The following is a 17,220-nucleotide window of genomic DNA, read 5'->3' as shown; positions in this document are numbered from 1 at the left end:
CCACCGTTGACCGAGTGACTTAAAGACTATGAATGCAGACGCCGCTCTGTACATCCCGCCTTACAAGGCAGACGACCAAGACATCGTCGTCGAACTGAATTCCCGCTTTGGCGCCGAGACCTTCACCGTCCAGGCCACCCGCACCGGCATGCCGGTGCTCTGGGTTGCCCGTGAGCGCCTGATCGACGTCCTCACCTTCCTGCGCAATGTGCCCAAGCCGTACGTCATGCTCTATGACCTGCACGGTGTCGACGAGCGCCTGCGCACTCACCGTCGCGGCCTGCCGGGCGCCGACTTCAGCGTGTTCTACCACCTGATGTCGCTCGAGCGTAATAGTGACGTGATGATCAAGGTGGCCTTGTCCGAGGGCGACCTCAACCTGCCCACCGCCACCCGTATCTGGCCGAACGCCAACTGGTACGAGCGTGAGGTCTGGGACATGTACGGGATCACCTTCAATGGTCACCCGCACCTGACCCGCATGCTGATGCCGCCGACCTGGGAAGGTCACCCGCTGCGCAAGGACTACCCGGCGCGCGCCACCGAGTTCGATCCCTACGCGCTGTCCGCCGCCAAGCAGGACCTCGAGCAGGAAGCCCTGCGCTTCAAGCCCGAAGACTGGGGTATGAAGCGCCACGGCGAGAACGAGGACTTCATGTTCCTCAACCTCGGCCCGAACCACCCGTCCGCCCACGGTGCGTTCCGTATCATCCTGCAGCTGGATGGCGAAGAGATCCTCGATTGCGTTCCGGAGATCGGCTACCACCACCGTGGCGCCGAGAAGATGGCCGAGCGTCAGTCCTGGCACAGCTTCATCCCCTACACCGACCGCATCGACTACCTCGGCGGCGTGATGAACAACCTGCCGTACGTGCTCTCGGTCGAGAAGCTCGCCGGCATCAAGGTGCCGCAGCGCGTCGACGTCATCCGCATCATGATGTCGGAGTTCTTCCGCATCCTGAACCACCTCCTCTACCTGGGTACCTACATCCAGGACGTGGGCGCGATGACCCCGGTGTTCTTCACCTTCACCGACCGCCAGCGCGCCTACAAGGTCGTCGAAGCCATCACCGGCTTCCGCCTGCACCCGGCCTGGTACCGCATCGGAGGCGTCGCCCACGACCTGCCGCGCGGCTGGGACAAGCTGGTCCGCGAATTCCTCGACTGGATGCCCAAGCGCCTGGACGAGTATGAAACCGCCGCCCTGAAGAACAGCATCCTGCGTGGCCGTACCATCGGCGTTGCCCAGTACAACACCAAGGAAGCGCTGGAATGGGGCACCACCGGCGCCGGCCTGCGCGCCACCGGTTGCGACTTCGACCTGCGTAAGGCCCGCCCCTACTCCGGCTACGAGAACTTCGAGTTCGAAGTCCCGCTGGCCCACAACGGCGACGCCTACGACCGCTGCATGGTCAAGATGGGCGAAATGCGCCAGAGCCTGCGCATCATCGAGCAGTGCCTGAAGAACATGCCGGAAGGCCCGTACAAGGCCGACCACCCGCTGACCACGCCGCCGCCCAAAGAGCGCACGCTGCAGCACATCGAAACCCTGATCACCCACTTCCTGCAGGTTTCCTGGGGCCCGGTCATGCCGGCCAACGAAGCCTTCCAGATGGTGGAAGCGACCAAGGGCATCAACAGCTACTACCTGACGAGCGATGGCAGCACCATGAGCTACCGGACCCGTATCCGGACGCCCAGCTTCGCGCACCTGCAGCAGATTCCGTCGGTGATCAACGGCAGCATGATCGCTGACCTGATCGCCTATCTGGGCAGTATCGACTTCGTTATGGCCGACGTGGACCGCTGATCATGAGTACCCTTATCCAGACTGATCGTTTCGAACTCAGCGAAACCGAACGCTCGGCCATCGAGCACGAGATGCATCACTACGAGGACTCCCGCGCGGCGTCCATCGAAGCCCTGAAGATCGTCCAGAAGCAGCGCGGCTGGGTACCGGACGGCGCCATCCCCGCCATCGCCGACATCCTCGGCATTCCGGACAGCGACGTCGAAGGTGTGGCTACCTTCTATAGCCAGATCTTCCGCCAGCCGGTCGGCCGCCACATCATCCGCGTCTGCGACAGCATGGTCTGCTACATCGGCGGCCACGAGTCCGTGGTCGGCGAGATCCAGAAGCAGCTGGGCATCGGCCTCGGCCAGACCACCGCCGACGGCCGCTTCACCCTGCTGCCGGTGTGCTGCCTGGGCAACTGCGACAAGGCCCCGGCGATGATGATCGACGACGACACCTTCGGCGACCTGCGTCCCGACGGCGTCGCCAAACTGCTGGAGGCCTACGCATGAGTCGCCTCACCTCCTACGGCACGCCCAACCGCACCGCGCGCGCGGCCGAAACCCATCCGCTGACCTGGCGCCTGCGCGACGACGGCGCCCCGGTCTGGCTGGAGGAGTACCAGTCGAAGAACGGCTACGCCGCCGCGCGCAAGGCGCTGGCGCAGATGGCCGCCGACGACATCGTCCAGACCGTGAAGGACTCCGGCCTCAAGGGCCGCGGCGGTGCGGGCTTCCCCACCGGCGTGAAGTGGGGTCTGATGCCCAAGGACGAATCCCTCAACATCCGCTACCTGCTGTGCAACGCGGACGAGATGGAGCCCAACACCTGGAAGGACCGCATGCTCATGGAACAGCTGCCGCACCTGCTGGTGGAAGGCATGCTGATCTCCGCGCGCGCTCTCAAGGCCTACCGCGGCTACATCTTCCTGCGCGGCGAGTACGTGGACGCCGCCCGCAACCTGAACCGCGCCATCGAGGAAGCCAAGGCCGCCGGCCTTCTGGGCAAGAACATCCTCGGCAGCGGTTTTGATTTCGAGCTGTTCGTTCACACCGGCGCCGGCCGCTACATCTGTGGTGAAGAAACCGCGCTGATCAACTCGCTGGAAGGCCGTCGCGCCAACCCGCGTTCCAAGCCGCCCTTCCCCGCCGCCGTCGGCGTCTGGGGCAAGCCCACCTGCGTGAACAACGTCGAGACCCTGTGCAACGTGCCGGCGATCGTCGAGCACGGCGTGGACTGGTACAAGGGCCTCGCCCGCCCGGGCAGCGAAGACATGGGCACCAAGCTCATGGGCTTCTCCGGCAAGGTGAAGAACCCCGGTATCTGGGAACTGCCCTTCGGCCTGCCGGCCCGCGAGCTGTTCGAGGACTACGCCGGCGGCATGCGCGACGGCTACAAGCTCAAGGCCTGGCAGCCGGGCGGCGCCGGTACCGGTTTCCTCCTGCCGGAGCACCTGGACGCCCTCTTCTATGCTGGCGGCGTCGCCAAGGTCGGCACCCGTATGGGTACCGGTCTGGCCATGGCGGTGGACGACAGCGTCAACATGGTCTCGCTGCTGCGCAACATGGAAGAGTTCTTCGCCCGCGAATCGTGCGGCTGGTGCACTCCATGCCGTGACGGCCTGCCGTGGAGCGTGAAGGTCCTGCGCGCGCTGGAGAAAGGCGAAGGCGCCCAGGGCGACCTGGAAACCCTCGAGCAGCTCGTCAACTTCCTCGGCCCAGGCAAGACCTTCTGTGCCCACGCACCGGGTGCCGTCGAGCCGCTGGGCAGCGCACTGAAGTATTTCCGTCCCGAGTTCGAAGCGGGCATTTCCCGTCAGGCTCAGGCCGTACAAGCACCGCAGACCGTCGGCGCTTGATGCTTTGTTCGCCGGGCAATGCGCCCGGCGTTGTTTCGTTGTAGTGCCGCGGCGTGCCGCCGGCCCGATGAAACCGTGATTTCTATTAGCCACGCCCGCTGACAACGGGCCAACGAAGACTTAGACCCATGGCCACGATCCACGTAGACGGCAAGACGTTAGAAGTCGACGGAGCGGACAACCTGTTGCAGGCCTGCCTCTCCCTCGGTCTCGACATCCCCTACTTCTGCTGGCACCCGGCGCTCGGAAGCGTCGGCGCATGCCGCCAGTGCGCGGTCAAGCAGTACACCGACGAGAACGACAAACGCGGTCGTCTCGTCATGTCCTGCATGACTCCCGCCACCGACAACACCTGGATTTCCATCGAAGACGAAGAGGCCAAGCAGTTCCGCGCCAGCGTCGTCGAATGGCTGATGACCAACCACCCGCACGACTGCCCGGTCTGCGAGGAAGGCGGTCACTGCCATCTGCAGGACATGACGGTGATGACCGGCCACAACCAGCGCCGGTACCGCTTCACCAAGCGCACCCACCAGAACCAGGAACTCGGCCCGTTCATCGCCCACGAGATGAACCGCTGCATCGCCTGCTACCGCTGCGTCCGTTACTACAAGGACTACGCCGGCGGCACCGACCTGGGCGTTTACGGCGCGCACGACAACGTCTACTTCGGCCGCATCGAGGACGGTGTACTGGAGAGCGAATTCTCCGGCAACCTGACCGAGGTCTGCCCGACCGGCGTGTTCACCGACAAGACCCACTCCGAGCGCTACAACCGCAAGTGGGACATGCAGTTCGCCCCGAGCATCTGCCATGGCTGCTCCAGCGGTTGCAACATCAGCCCCGGTGAGCGTTATGGTGAAATCCGCCGCATCGAGAACCGCTACAACGGCTCGGTGAACCACTACTTCCTCTGCGACCGCGGCCGCTTCGGCTACGGCTACATCAACCGCGAAGACCGTCCGCGCCAGCCGCAGCTGATGCTGAGCAAGCAGAAGCTCTCGCTGGACGGCGCCCTGGACCAGACCGCTGCCCTGCTCAAAGGCCGCAAGGTCATCGGCATTGGCTCGCCGCGCGCCAGCCTGGAAAGCAACTACGCCCTGGCCGAACTGGTCGGTGTGCAGAACTTCTATAGCGGCATCTCCGCTGACGAACTGCAGCGTCTGCAGCTCGTATTGAAGGTCATGCAGGACGGCCCGCTGCCGGCGCCGACCATCCGTGACATCGAAGACCACGATGCTGTGTTCGTGCTCGGCGAAGACCTGACCCAGACCGCCGCCCGTATCGCCCTGGCCCTGCGCCAGTCGGTGAAAGGCAAGGGCGAGGACATGGCCGCCGCGATGAAGATCCAGCCGTGGCTCGACGCCGCGGTGAAGACCATTGCCCAGCACGAGATGAACCCGCTGTTCATCGCCAGCCTCGACGAAACCCGCCTGGACGACGTCGCCGCCGAGTGCGTGCACGCCGCTACCGAAGACCTGGCTCGCCTGGGCTTCGCCGTGGCCCACGCCATCGACCCGAGCGCCCCGGCCGTCGCCGGCCTCGACGCCGAAGCCGCCGCCCTGGCCCAGCGCATTGCCGATGCCCTGGTCGCTGCCAAGCGTCCGTTGGTCATCTCCGGCACCTCGCTGGGCAGCAACGCCCTGATCGAAGCCGCGGCGAACATCGCCAGCGCGCTGAAGAATCGCGAGAAGAACGGCTCCCTGAGCCTGGTGGTTCCGGAAGCCAACAGCCTGGGCCTGGCCCTCTTCGGCGGCGAGTCCGTCGAAAGCGCCCTGCAGCAGCTGACCTCCGGCGCCGCCGATGCCGTGGTGATCCTGGAGAACGACCTGTACCGCCGCGCCGACGCCGCTGTTGTCGACGCAGCCCTGGCCGCCGCGAAGATCGTCGTCGTCGCCGATCACCAGCAGACCGCCACCAGCGCCAAGGCCACCGTCCTGCTGCCGGCCGCCAGCTTCGCCGAAGGCGATGGCACCCTGGTCAGCCAGGAAGGCCGCGCCCAGCGCTTCTTCCAGGTCTTCGATCCGACCTACTACAACGCCGACAACCTGGTCCGCGAAGGCTGGCGCTGGCTGCACGCCCTGCACAGCACCCTCGAAGGCAAGCGTGTCGACTGGACCCAACTGGACCACGTGATCGACGCCGTCGTCGCCGCCAAGCCGCAACTGGCCGGCATCCGCGAAGCCGCGCCGAACGCCGCGTTCCGCATCAAGGGCCTGAAGCTGGCGCGCGAGCCGCACCGCTACTCCGGCCGTACCGCCATGCGCGCCAACATCAATGTCAGCGAGCCGCGTGCTTCGCAGGACATCGACTCGCCGTTCGCCTTCTCCATGGAAGGTTATGCCGGCAGCGCCGAACCGCGTCAGCAGATTCCGTTCGCCTGGTCCCCGGGCTGGAACTCCCCGCAGGCCTGGAACAAGTTCCAGGACGAAGTCGGCGGCCACCTGCGCGCCGGCGATCCGGGCGTGCGCCTGATCGAAGCCAAGGGCCAGGCGCTGTGGTTCAGCGAGATTCCCGCGCCGTTCCACACCGCCGCCAGCCAGTTCAAGGTGGTGCCCTTCTACCACCTGTTCGGCAGCGAGGAGAATTCCGCCAAGGCCGCACCGGTGCAGGAGCGCATCCCGCAGACCTACGTCACCCTGGCCAAGTCCGAGGCTGACCGTCTGGGCGTCAACGAAGGCGCGATCATCCGCCTGACCGTCAAGGGCCAGGAACTGCGCCTGCCGCTGCGTGTGAGCGAAGAGCTCGGCGCCGGCCTGGTTGCCCTGCCGATCGGTCTGCAAGGCATTCCCGCCGGTGTCATCGGCGCTGTCGCTGAAGGTCTGCAGGAGGCTGCGCAATGAGCTGGCTGACACCCGCCATCGTCGACATCCTGATCGAGGTCATCAAGGCCATCGTCATCCTGCTCGCCGTGGTCGTCTGCGGTGCACTGCTGAGCTGGGTCGAGCGTCGTCTGCTCGGCCTCTGGCAGGACCGCTACGGTCCGAACCGGGTCGGCCCCTTCGGTGCCTTCCAGCTCGGCGCCGACATGATCAAGATGTTCTTCAAGGAAGACTGGACGCCGCCGTTCGCCGACAAGATGATCTTCACCCTCGCCCCTATGATCGCCATGGGTGCGCTGCTGGTGGCGTTCGCAATCATCCCGATCACCCCGACCTGGGGCGTGGCGGACCTGAACATCGGCATCCTGTTCTTCTTCGCCATGGCTGGCCTGACCGTGTACGCGGTGCTGTTCGCCGGCTGGTCGAGCAACAACAAGTTCGCCCTCCTCGGCAGCCTGCGCGCCTCGGCCCAGACCATCTCCTACGAGGTGTTCCTGGCCCTTTCGCTGATGGGCATCGTGGCTCAGGTCGGTTCGTTCAGCCTGCGCGACATCGTCGATTACCAGGCCGAACACATGTGGTTCATCATTCCGCAGTTCTTTGGCTTCATGACCTTCTTCGTTGCCGGCGTCGCCGTGACTCACCGTCACCCGTTCGACCAGCCCGAAGCCGAGCAGGAACTGGCCGACGGTTACCACATCGAGTACGCCGGCATGAAATGGGGCATGTTCTTCGTCGGCGAGTACATCGGCATCGTGCTGGTGTCCGCGCTGCTGGCGACCCTGTTCTTCGGCGGCTGGCACGGTCCCTTCGGCATCCTGCCGCAGATCCCGTTCATCTGGTTCGCCCTGAAAACCGGCTTCTTCATCATGATGTTCATTTTGCTGCGGGCCTCGATTCCACGCCCGCGCTATGACCAGGTGATGGCCTTCAGCTGGAAGTTCTGCCTCCCGCTGACCCTGATCAACCTGCTGGTGACCGGCGCTGTCGTGCTGGCCAGCCAGTAAGGAGTAGGACCATGATCAAGTACATTTTCGACGTGGTGCACGGCACCTACACCCAGCTGCGCAGCCTGGTGATGATCTTCGGTCACGCCTTCCGCAAGCGTGACACCCTGCAATACCCGGAAGAACCCGTGTACCTGCCGCCGCGCTACCGTGGCCGCATCGTGCTCACCCGCGACCCCGACGGCGAGGAGCGCTGCGTTGCGTGCAACCTGTGCGCCGTGGCCTGCCCGGTCGGCTGCATCTCCCTGCAGAAGGCCGAGACCGACGACGGTCGCTGGTACCCCGAGTTCTTCCGCATCAACTTCTCCCGCTGCATCTTCTGCGGCCTGTGCGAAGAAGCCTGCCCGACCACCGCGATCCAGCTGACCCCGGATTTCGAGATGGGCGAGTTCAAGCGCCAGGACCTGGTCTACGAGAAGGAAGACCTGCTGATCTCCGGCCCCGGCAAGAACCCGGACTACAACTTCTACCGCGTTGCCGGCATGGCCATCGCCGGCAAGCCGAAAGGCGCCGCGCAGAACGAAGCCGAACCGATCAACGTCAAGAGCCTGCTGCCGTAAGGAGACGTCGCGTGGAATTCGCTTTCTACTTCGCCGCCGGCGTCGCCGTGCTGGCAACCTTCCGGGTCATCACCAACAGCAATCCGGTGCATGCCCTGCTCTACCTCATCGTTTCGCTGCTTGCCGTTTCGATGACCTTCTTCAGCCTCGGCGCCCCGTTCGCCGGCGCCCTGGAGATCATCGTCTACGCCGGCGCGATCATGGTGCTGTTCGTCTTCGTGGTGATGATGCTCAACCTCGGCCCGGCCATCGCCGAACAGGAACGCAAGTGGCTCAAGCCCGGCGTCTGGATCGGCCCCGGCGCGCTGTCCCTGGTGCTGATGGTCGAGCTGCTGTGGATGCTGTCGCGCAACCCGAGCGGTGCCGGCATCGGCCACACCACCGTGGACGCCAAGGCCGTGGGCATCAGCCTGTTCGGCCCCTACCTGCTGGTCGTCGAACTGGCCTCGATGCTGCTGCTGGCGGCACTGGTCGCCGCCTACCACCTCGGCCGCCACGAAGCGAAGGAATAACACCATGAACGCAATCCCTCTCGAACACGGACTGGCGCTCGCCGGTGTACTGTTCTGCTTCGGCCTGGCAGGCCTGATGGTACGACGCAACATCCTGTTCGTACTGATGAGCCTGGAAGTGATGATGAACGCCGCCGCGCTGGCCTTCGTGACCGCCGGTAGCCGCTGGGCCCAGCCCGACGGCCAGGTGATGTTCATCCTGGTGCTCAGCCTGGCCGCGGCCGAGGCGAGCATCGGTCTGGCGATCCTGCTCCAGCTGTATCGCCGCTTCCATACCCTCGATATCGACGCTGCAAGCGAGATGCGCGGATGAACCTGCTGCCCCTTACATTCCTGTTCCCCCTGGTCGGCTTCCTGCTGCTGTCTTTCTCCCGCGGCAAGTGGTCGGAAAACTTCTCGGCACTGGTGGGTGTCGGCTCCGTGGGCCTGGCCGCCCTCTCCGCCTTCTGGGCGATCTGGAGCTTCCATAGCAACCCGCCCGAAGGTGGCGCCTACAGCCTGGTGCTGTGGCAGTGGATGAACGTTGGTGACTTCAAGACCAACTTCACCCTGTACCTGGACGGCCTGTCGGTCACCATGCTCGGCGTGGTCACCGGCGTCGGCTTCCTGATCCACCTGTTCGCCTCCTGGTACATGCGTGGCGAGGCCGGCTATTCGCGCTTCTTCGCCTACACCAACCTGTTCATCGCCAGCATGCTGTTCCTGGTGCTCGGCGATAACCTGCTGTTCGTGTACTTCGGCTGGGAAGGCGTGGGCCTGTGCTCCTACCTGCTGATCGGCTTCTACTTCAGCCACGTGCCGAACGGCAACGCGGCGCTGAAGGCCTTCATCGTGACCCGCGTGGGTGACGTGTTCTTCGCCATCGGCATGTTCATCCTGTTCCAGCACCTGGGCACGCTGAACATCCAGGAACTGCTGGTCCTGGCTCCGCAGCACTTCGCCAAGGGCGACCTGTGGGTCAACCTGGCGGCCCTGATGCTGCTCGGCGGCGCCGTCGGCAAGTCCGCCCAGCTGCCGCTGCAGACCTGGCTGGCCGACGCGATGGCCGGCCCGACCCCGGTCTCTGCGCTGATCCACGCCGCTACCATGGTGACCGCGGGCGTCTACCTGATCGCCCGCTGCCACGGCCTGTTCGAGCTGGCTCCGAACGTCCTGGAGCTGGTCGGCATCGTCGGCGCCGTGACCCTGGTGCTGGCCGGCTTCGCCGCCCTGGTGCAGACCGACATCAAGCGCATCCTCGCCTACTCGACCATGAGCCAGATCGGCTACATGTTCCTGGCCCTGGGCGTCGGTGCCTGGGGTGGCGCGATCTTCCACCTGATGACCCACGCCTTCTTCAAGGCCCTGCTGTTCCTTGCTTCGGGTGCGGTGATCGTCGCCTGCCACCATGAGCAGAACATCTTCAAGATGGGTGGCCTGTGGAAGAAGCTGCCGCTGGCCTATGCGAGCTTCGTGGTCGGTGGCGCCGCCCTGGCCGCCCTCCCCTTCCTGACCGCCGGCTTCTACTCCAAGGACGAAATCCTCTGGGAAGCCTTCGCCAGCGGTCACCAGAACCTGCTGATCGCAGGCCTGGTGGGTGCCTTCCTGACTTCGATCTACACCTTCCGCCTGATCTTCATCGCCTTCCACGGCGAAGCGAAGACCGAAGCGCACGCTGGCCACGGCATCAGCCACTGGCTGCCGCTGGGCGTCCTGATCGTGCTGTCGACCTTCATCGGCGCGCTGATCACCCCGCCGCTGGCCGGCGTGCTGCCGGAAAGCGCCGGTCACGCCGGTGGCGAAGCCAAGCACAGCCTGGAACTCGCCTCGGGTGCCATCGCCATCGCCGGCATCCTGCTGGCCGGCCTGCTGTTCCTCGGCAAGCGCCGCTTCGTCAGCGCCGTCGCTCAGAGCGCACCGGGCCGCTTCTTCGGCACCTGGTGGTTCCATGCCTGGGGCTTCGACTGGGTGTACGACAAGCTGTTCGTGAAACCCTATCTGCTGATCTGCCGCCTGCTGGCCGCGGACCCGATCGACAAGTCGCTTGTCCTGGTCCCGCTCACCGCCCGCGGTGGTCACAAACTCCTCAGCCTCACCGAGAACGGCCGCCTGCGTTGGTACGCCGCTTCCCTGGTGGGCGGCGCCGCGCTGCTCCTCGGCGCGCTGCTGCTGGCTTAAAACTTCACGAATGAGATTGAGCCCGACATGATTCTGCCCTGGCTAATCCTGATCCCCTTCATCGGCGGCTTCCTTTGCTGGATCGCCGAGTACACCAGCAAGACCCTGCCCCGCTGGGTCGCGCTGGGGTCGATGACCCTGACCCTCGCCCTCAGCCTGTGGGTGTGGCACACCGGTGACTTCCAGCTGGCGCCCGCGCCGGGTGGCGAGCCGCAATGGACCCTCGAGTTCAAGCTGGCCTGGATCGAGCGCTTCGGTATCAGCGTGCACCTGGCGATGGACGGCCTGTCCCTGCTGATGGTCGCCCTGACCGGTCTGCTCGGCGTGCTGTCCGTCCTCTGCTCCTGGAACGAGATCCAGCGCCGCATCGGCTTCTTCCACCTGAACCTGCTGTGGATCCTGGGCGGTGTGATCGGCGTGTTCCTCGCCGTCGACCTGTTCCTGTTCTTCTTCTTCTGGGAAATGATGCTGGTGCCGATGTACTTCCTCATCGCGCTCTGGGGTCATAGCTCGGACGATGGCAAGAAGACCCGCATCTACGCCGCCACCAAGTTCTTCATCTTCACCCAGGCCAGCGGCCTGGTGATGCTGGTGGCGATCCTGGGCCTGGTGTTCGTGCACTACAACAGCACCGGCGTGCTGACCTTCAACTACGCCGACCTGCTGAAGACCCAGATGCCGGCGCATACCGAGTGGCTGCTGATGCTCGGCTTCTTCGCTGCCTTCGCGGTGAAGATGCCGGTGGTGCCGGTGCACTCCTGGCTGCCGGACGCCCACGCCCAGGCACCGACCGCAGGTTCCGTGGACCTGGCCGGCATTCTGCTGAAGACCGCCGCCTACGGCCTGATCCGCTTCGGCCTGCCGCTGTTCCCCAACGCCTCGGCGGAGTTCGCCCCGGTCGCCATGACCCTCGGCCTGATCGGCATCTTCTACGGCGCCTTCCTGTCGTTCGCGCAGACCGACATCAAGCGCCTGGTGGCCTACTCCTCCGTGTCGCACATGGGCTTCGTCATCATCGGCATCTACTCTGGCAGCCCGCAGGCGATGCAGGGCGTGGTGATCCAGATGATCGCCCACGGCCTCTCCGCCGCCGCGCTCTTCATCCTGTGCGGCCAGCTCTACGAGCGCCTGCACACCCGTGACATGCGCAAGATGGGTGGCCTGTGGTCGCGCATCCCGTACCTGCCGGCCGTGGCCCTGTTCTTCGCCACCGCTTCGCTGGGTCTGCCGGGCACCGGCAACTTCGTCGGCGAATTCCTGATCCTGCTGGGCAGCTTCAAGGTCGTTCCGGTGATCACCGTGATTGCCACCTTCGGCCTGGTGTTCGGTTCGGTCTACTCGCTGATCATGATCCATCGCGCCTACTTCGGCCCGTCCAAGTCCGACGGCGCGATCGCCGGCCTGAACTTCCGCGAACTCTTCATGGTGCTGGGCATCGCGGTACTGCTGGTCCTGCTCGGCATCTACCCGCAGCCGGTCCTCGACACCTCCGCGGCAACCATGCACGGGGTCCAGCAGTGGCTGGACGCCGCCCTCTCCACCCTGGCAGCACGGTAAGCGCGACATGACCTTCACGATCCAACACTTCATCGCGCTCCTGCCGCTGCTCATCACCAGCGCCACCCTGGTGGTGGTGATGCTCGCCGTGGCCTGGAAGCGTAACCACTCGATGACCGCCACCCTCTCGGTGATCGGTCTTAACCTGGCGTTGCTGTCGATCTTCCCGGTGCTGAAAGTCACCCCGATCGAAGTCACCCCGCTGATGCTGGTGGACAACTTCGCCTGCTTCTACATGGCCCTGATCCTGATTGGCGCCCTGGCCTGCACCACGCTCGCCCATGCCTACATGGAGAGCTACCCGGGCAACCGCGAAGAGCTCTACCTGCTCCTGCTGCTGGCCACCGCCGGCGGCCTGGTGCTGGTCAGCGCGCAGAACCTCGCCGGCCTGTTCATCGGCCTGGAACTGCTCTCGGTGCCGGTCTACGGCATGGTGGCCTACGCCTTCTTCAACAAGCGCACCCTGGAAGCGGGCATCAAGTACATCGTACTGTCCGCCGCCGGCTCCGCCTTCCTGCTGTTCGGCATGGCCCTGCTCTACGCCGAGTCCGGCAGCCTGGGCTTCTCGGCCATTGGCGCGTCACTGGCCGAAGGCACCAGCCATGGTCCGCTGCTGTCCATCGGCGTCGGCATGATGGTCGTCGGCCTGGGCTTCAAGCTGTCGCTGGCGCCCTTCCACCTGTGGACCCCGGACGTCTACGAAGGCGCCCCGGCCCCGGTGGCCGCGTTCCTCGCCACCGCCAGCAAGGTCGCCGTGTTCGCCGTACTGCTGCGCCTGTTCCAGATCGCTCCGGCGGCCCTGAACAACGGCCTGCTGCATGACGCCATCGCGGTCATCGCCATCGCCTCGATCCTGATCGGTAACCTGCTGGCGCTGACCCAGAGCAACATCAAGCGTCTGCTCGGCTACTCCTCCATCGCCCACTTCGGCTACCTGCTGATCGCCCTGGTGGCGAGCAAGGGCCTGGCCGTGGAAACCGTCGGCGTGTACCTGACCACCTACGTGGTCACCACCCTCGGCGCCTTCGGCGTGGTCACCCTGATGTCCACTCCGTACAGCGGCCGCGACGCCGACGCGCTGTTCGAGTACCGCGGCCTGTTCTGGCGCCGTCCGGTGCTGACCGCGGTGATGACCGTGATGATGCTGTCCCTGGCCGGCATCCCGCTGACCGCCGGCTTCATCGGCAAGTTCTACGTAGTCGCCACCGGCGTCGAAGCCCACCTGTGGTGGCTGGTCGGCGCCCTGGTACTGGGCAGCGCCATCGGCCTGTACTACTACCTGCGCGTCATGGTGACCATGTTCCTGGTCGAGCCGAACATGAAGCGTCACGACGCTCCCCTGGACTGGGCCCAGCGCGCCGGCGGCATCATGCTGGTGGCCATCGCCCTGCTGGCCTTCTTCCTCGGCGTGTACCCGCAGCCGCTGCTGGACATCCTGCAGCACACAGGTCTGGCCATCGCCGGCTGAGATCGACAGGCATGAAAAACCCCGCTTCGGCGGGGTTTTTTATTGGGCTCCCACAAGGGAATCTGGAGCGTAGGGCGTATAACGCTCCGCGTTATACGCCGCCTGACCTTGGCCTCAAGGCGCTTCGGACTCGCCCACGAAGTTGACGATGGCGCGAGGTGAATCGGCGTATAACCGCGAACGGTTATACGCCCTACCCCGTCTCCAATTCGCACCCGGTGGACAGGTCCCACGAGTCGATGAAGAAAAGCGTTCAGCCCGAACAGCGTCATACCACCAAGGGTGGAGATCAGCACCACGTAGTCCGGCATCTTGGTGTCCTTGCCGACCGGGATCGGGCGCAGGATGTTGTCCACCAGGCCGCCACCGGCCCCCAGATCAGCCCGGCGCCGATGGCCGGCAGCGGCAGGGCTGCCGAGTGCAGTGTTCGCGATGTGCTCGCCGCCTTACAACACCATCGCCGCCGCCCAGCCGAAGGCCAGCAGCGGCAGGTTGTAGTGCAGGAAGGTCGGCACTACGGTGTCCCAGATGTGGTTGTGCTGGCCATCCACATTGAGACCCGAGGTCGGGCCCAGGGTCGAATCCGACGCAGGGGAACCCGCGTCCCCCAGTGCACCAGCGGTGCCAACGATGCTGACGATGGCCAACGGGCTGAAACCCAGTTGCACCGCCAGCGGGACGAAGATCGCCGCGATGATCGGCACGGTGGAGAAGGACGAACCGATGCCCATGGTCACCAGCAGCCCCACCAGCAGCATGAGGAACGCACCCCAGGCCTTGCTGTGGCCGATCCAGGCGGCGGCCGCCTCGACCAGGGTGGCGACTTGCCCGGTCGCCTTCATCACCTCGGCGAAACCGGCGGCGGCGATCATGATGAAGCCGATCATCGCCATCATCTTCATGCCTTCGGTGAACAGGTCGTCGGCCTCCTTCCAGCGCACCACGCCAGACAGGGAGAACACCAGGAAGCCCACCAGCGCGCCGAGGATCATGGAGTCCAGCCACAGCTGCACGACGAATGCTGCCACCACCGCCACCCCGGCCACCGCCAGGCTCATCGGGCTGTAGGGCGTGCTCACCCGCTCGGCCTGCTCGATGCGCTCCAGGTCATAGCTGCGCTTGCGCCGGTAGCTGAACAGCACCGCGATCAGCAGGCCGCAGACCATGCCCAGCGCCGGGATCAGCATGGCCCGGCTGACGTCCACACCGCTGACATCCACGCCACTGCGCGCGACGTTGGCCAGCAGGATTTCATTGAGGAAGATGTTGCCGAAGCCTACCGGCAGGAACATGTAGGGCGTGATCAGGCCGAAGGTGATCACGCAGGCGATCAGCCGGCGGTCGATCTGCAGCCGGGTCAGTACATAGAGCAGCGGCGGCACCAGCAGCGGGATGAAGGCAATGTGGATCGGCAACAGGTTCTGCGAAGAGATCGCCACCAGCAGCAGAAGCCCGATCAGCAGCCATTTGAAGCCGGCCGGCGCTTCGTCCTGGTGCCGTCCGAGCATCGCCAGTGCACGGTCGGCCAGCGCATGGGCCATGCCGGAACGTGCGATGGCCACGGCAAAGGCGCCCAGCATCGCGTAGGACAGCGCCACCGTCGCGCCGCCACCCAGGCCGGCGTTGAACGCCTTGAGCGTCCCCTCCATGCCCAGGCCGCCGAGCAGCCCACCTGTCACCGCGCCGGCGATCAGCGCCACCACCACATGTACACGACACAGGCTCAGCACCAGCATCAGGCCAACGGCGATCAGCACCGCATTCATCTCGTCACTCCTTCACAACCGGGCCCGCCTGGTCTTGGGGCAGGCAAAAGGCGCGTACTCTGCCGAACCCCACCCGGCCTGTCAAAAAGCCTGTTGAATCAAGGTCTTTCGGGTAACAGACGACGCATCTTCGACAGGACTTTCGCCTTGGCGAGCACACTTTTTGCTGAGAAAACGCTGCCCTTGGAACAGGCACACCAGAATCGCCTGTTTTTTGGCGTTTCCTCCTGCCATCGATCAAGAAGGGGCAAAAAAGGCCGATAACCCGGCAGCCCCGAGTTTTCCTGCTCAAGGACATGACCATGCTTTTCCGCCGCCTTTCCATCCAATGGAAGATCACGCTGCTCGCCGGGCTCTGCCTGCTGGGCGTGGTGTCGCTGTTGTCCGGCCTTTCCGTGTTCCGCACCCAGACCAGCACTGCGCTGGTCAAGGAGTCCAGCACCCGCATGCTCGACGAAGCCGCCCAGGCACGCCTGCGCTCGCGCGGCGAAGTCCAGGCGATGCGCATCCAGCGCTACATCATGGACGCTTACCAGTACGGCAAGGGCTTCTCGCGGCAGGTGATGTTCCTGCGCGACCAGGCGCAGAAGCGCTTCCTCGATGCCTACGACCTGCGCGAGGACCTCACCCGCCAGGTGAAGACCGCCCTGGAAGGCAACCCCGAACTGCTGGGCCTCTACGTGGCGTTCGAACCCAACGCCCTGGACGGCAAGGACCAGCTGTTCGCCGGCCAGGCCGAAATCGGCAGCAACGACGCCGGGCGCTTCTCGCTCTACTGGTCGCAGGCCACGCCGGGCCAGCTCGAATCCGAGGCGACGAACGAAGCCATGCTCGCCGACACCACCCCCGGCCCGAGCGGTGCGCCCTACAACGCCTGGTTCACCTGCCCCAAGACCACCGGCCAGCCCTGCGTGCTCGACCCCTACTTCGACGAGGCCGGCGGCCGCAAGCTACTGATGACCAGCATCGCGTTCCCCCTGGAACTGGACGGCAAGATCGTCGGCGTGATGGGCCTGGACATCAGCCTGGAAAAGCTCCAGGAGATAAGCCGCCAGGGCGCTCAGGAGCTGTATGACGGCCAGGGCAAGGTCAGCATCATCAGCGCCGCCGGCCTGCTCGCCGGGCACAGCGCCGACGCCAAACTGCTGGGCAAGAAGCTGCAGGAAGTCTATCCGCAGCAAGGTGCGCAGCTGTTGCAGTCCATCGCCAGCGACCGCGAGCAGGTGCTGCGCCAGGACGCTCACCTGCGGGTCATCGAACCGCTGCAACCGATCCCCGGCTCCAAGCCCTGGGCTGTCCTTCTCGAGGTGCCGGAGCAGACGCTGCTCGGCCCGGCCATCACCCTGCAGCAGCAGCTCGACGAGCAGCGCACCCAGGGCACACTCTCCCAGATCGGCTTCGGCCTGATCGCGGTGCTGATCGGCCTGTTTGCCATGTGGCTCACCGCCCGCGGCGTGACCCGGCCGATCCTCGGCGTCGCCGCCATGCTGCGCAATATCGCCAGCGGCGAAGGCGATCTGACCAAGCGCCTGGATTATGCCGGCAAGGACGAGCTCGGCGAGCTGGCCGGCTGGTTCAACCGCTTCCTCGACAAGCTGCAGCCGATCATCCGCGACGTGAAATCCTCGGTGCATGACGCCCGCGCCACCGCCGACCAGTCCTCGGAGATCGCCAGCCAGACCAGCGCCGGCATGCAGCAGCAGTTCCGTGAGGTCGAC

At 65.2% G+C, this 17,220-nt stretch carries 13 protein-coding genes and 1 pseudogene; 12 read left to right on the top strand and 2 right to left on the bottom strand.

Features of this window, described 5'->3' with window-relative positions; all coding sequences use genetic code 11:
* Positions 1-28: 28 nt before the first annotated feature.
* The 11 genes from nuoC (at position 29) to nuoN (ending at position 13,736) form a co-directional block, all read left to right on the top strand.
* Positions 29-1,810 (top strand): NADH-quinone oxidoreductase subunit C/D, encoded by a 1,782-nt coding sequence (gene nuoC / locus ACNFBT_RS19760; protein WP_416752223.1) that lies wholly within the window; start codon positions 29-31, stop codon positions 1,808-1,810.
* Positions 1,807-2,307 (top strand): NADH-quinone oxidoreductase subunit NuoE, encoded by a 501-nt coding sequence (gene nuoE, locus ACNFBT_RS19755; RefSeq protein WP_169887231.1) that lies wholly within the window; start codon positions 1,807-1,809, stop codon positions 2,305-2,307. Before nuoC ends, nuoE begins: the two co-directional genes overlap by 4 nt.
* Positions 2,304-3,653: an NADH-quinone oxidoreductase subunit NuoF gene (gene nuoF / locus ACNFBT_RS19750; protein WP_416752221.1), complete on the top strand. Its 1,350-nt coding sequence runs from the start codon at positions 2,304-2,306 to the stop codon at positions 3,651-3,653. The genes nuoE and nuoF overlap by 4 nt, the downstream gene beginning before the upstream one ends.
* Before the next feature lie 128 nt (positions 3,654-3,781).
* On the top strand, positions 3,782-6,496 hold the full coding sequence (gene nuoG / locus ACNFBT_RS19745; RefSeq protein WP_416752219.1) for an NADH-quinone oxidoreductase subunit NuoG: 2,715 nt from the start codon (positions 3,782-3,784) through the stop codon (positions 6,494-6,496).
* Complete coding sequence (gene nuoH, locus ACNFBT_RS19740) at positions 6,493-7,482, top strand: NADH-quinone oxidoreductase subunit NuoH (RefSeq protein WP_371228512.1); 990 nt, start codon at positions 6,493-6,495, stop codon at positions 7,480-7,482. The genes nuoG and nuoH overlap by 4 nt, the downstream gene beginning before the upstream one ends.
* Before the next feature lie 11 nt (positions 7,483-7,493).
* The gene (nuoI, locus tag ACNFBT_RS19735; protein WP_015477483.1) at positions 7,494-8,042 is read left to right on the top strand and encodes an NADH-quinone oxidoreductase subunit NuoI; all 549 of its coding nucleotides are present in this window, start codon (positions 7,494-7,496) and stop codon (positions 8,040-8,042) included.
* Positions 8,043-8,053: 11 nt separating this feature from the next.
* Positions 8,054-8,554 (top strand): NADH-quinone oxidoreductase subunit J, encoded by a 501-nt coding sequence (gene nuoJ, locus ACNFBT_RS19730; protein ID WP_416752216.1) that lies wholly within the window; start codon positions 8,054-8,056, stop codon positions 8,552-8,554.
* A gap of 4 nt (positions 8,555-8,558) precedes the next feature.
* Positions 8,559-8,867 carry an NADH-quinone oxidoreductase subunit NuoK gene (gene nuoK / locus ACNFBT_RS19725; RefSeq protein WP_416752214.1) on the top strand — a complete coding sequence of 103 codons (309 nt, stop codon included), beginning with the start codon at positions 8,559-8,561 and terminating at the stop codon, positions 8,865-8,867.
* Positions 8,864-10,711, top strand: coding sequence for an NADH-quinone oxidoreductase subunit L (gene nuoL / locus ACNFBT_RS19720; protein ID WP_416752212.1), 1,848 nt, complete (start codon positions 8,864-8,866; stop codon positions 10,709-10,711). The genes nuoK and nuoL overlap by 4 nt, the downstream gene beginning before the upstream one ends.
* 27 nt (positions 10,712-10,738) lie before the next feature.
* Positions 10,739-12,268 carry an NADH-quinone oxidoreductase subunit M gene (gene nuoM, locus ACNFBT_RS19715; protein WP_416752210.1) on the top strand — a complete coding sequence of 510 codons (1,530 nt, stop codon included), beginning with the start codon at positions 10,739-10,741 and terminating at the stop codon, positions 12,266-12,268.
* Positions 12,269-12,275: 7 nt separating this feature from the next.
* Positions 12,276-13,736, top strand: a complete 1,461-nt coding sequence (gene nuoN / locus ACNFBT_RS19710) for an NADH-quinone oxidoreductase subunit NuoN (RefSeq protein ID WP_416752208.1) — start codon at positions 12,276-12,278, stop codon at positions 13,734-13,736.
* A gap of 221 nt (positions 13,737-13,957) precedes the next feature.
* On the opposite strand, the pseudogene ACNFBT_RS19705 reads toward nuoN, so the two are convergent.
* Both ACNFBT_RS19705 and ACNFBT_RS19700 read right to left on the bottom strand, forming a co-directional pair.
* A pseudogene (locus ACNFBT_RS19705) lies at positions 13,958-14,139 on the bottom strand (AI-2E family transporter); the annotation flags it as partial.
* A 43-nt stretch (positions 14,140-14,182) separates the two neighbouring features.
* A complete protein-coding gene (locus ACNFBT_RS19700; RefSeq protein WP_416752206.1) occupies positions 14,183-15,502 on the bottom strand; it encodes a Na+/H+ antiporter family protein in 1,320 nt (439 codons plus the stop codon).
* A gap of 302 nt (positions 15,503-15,804) precedes the next feature.
* On the opposite strand from ACNFBT_RS19700, the gene ACNFBT_RS19695 reads away from it, so the two are divergent.
* On the top strand, positions 15,805-17,220 hold a 1,416-nt coding region (locus ACNFBT_RS19695; RefSeq protein ID WP_416752204.1), incomplete at its 3' end, for a HAMP domain-containing protein.

Source organism: Pseudomonas sp. NY15181, assembly GCF_048068055.1.
GTDB lineage: Bacteria > Pseudomonadota > Gammaproteobacteria > Pseudomonadales > Pseudomonadaceae > Pseudomonas.
Note: the sequence above shows the minus strand (reverse complement) of the source record. Positions and strands in the feature narration are given on the sequence as shown.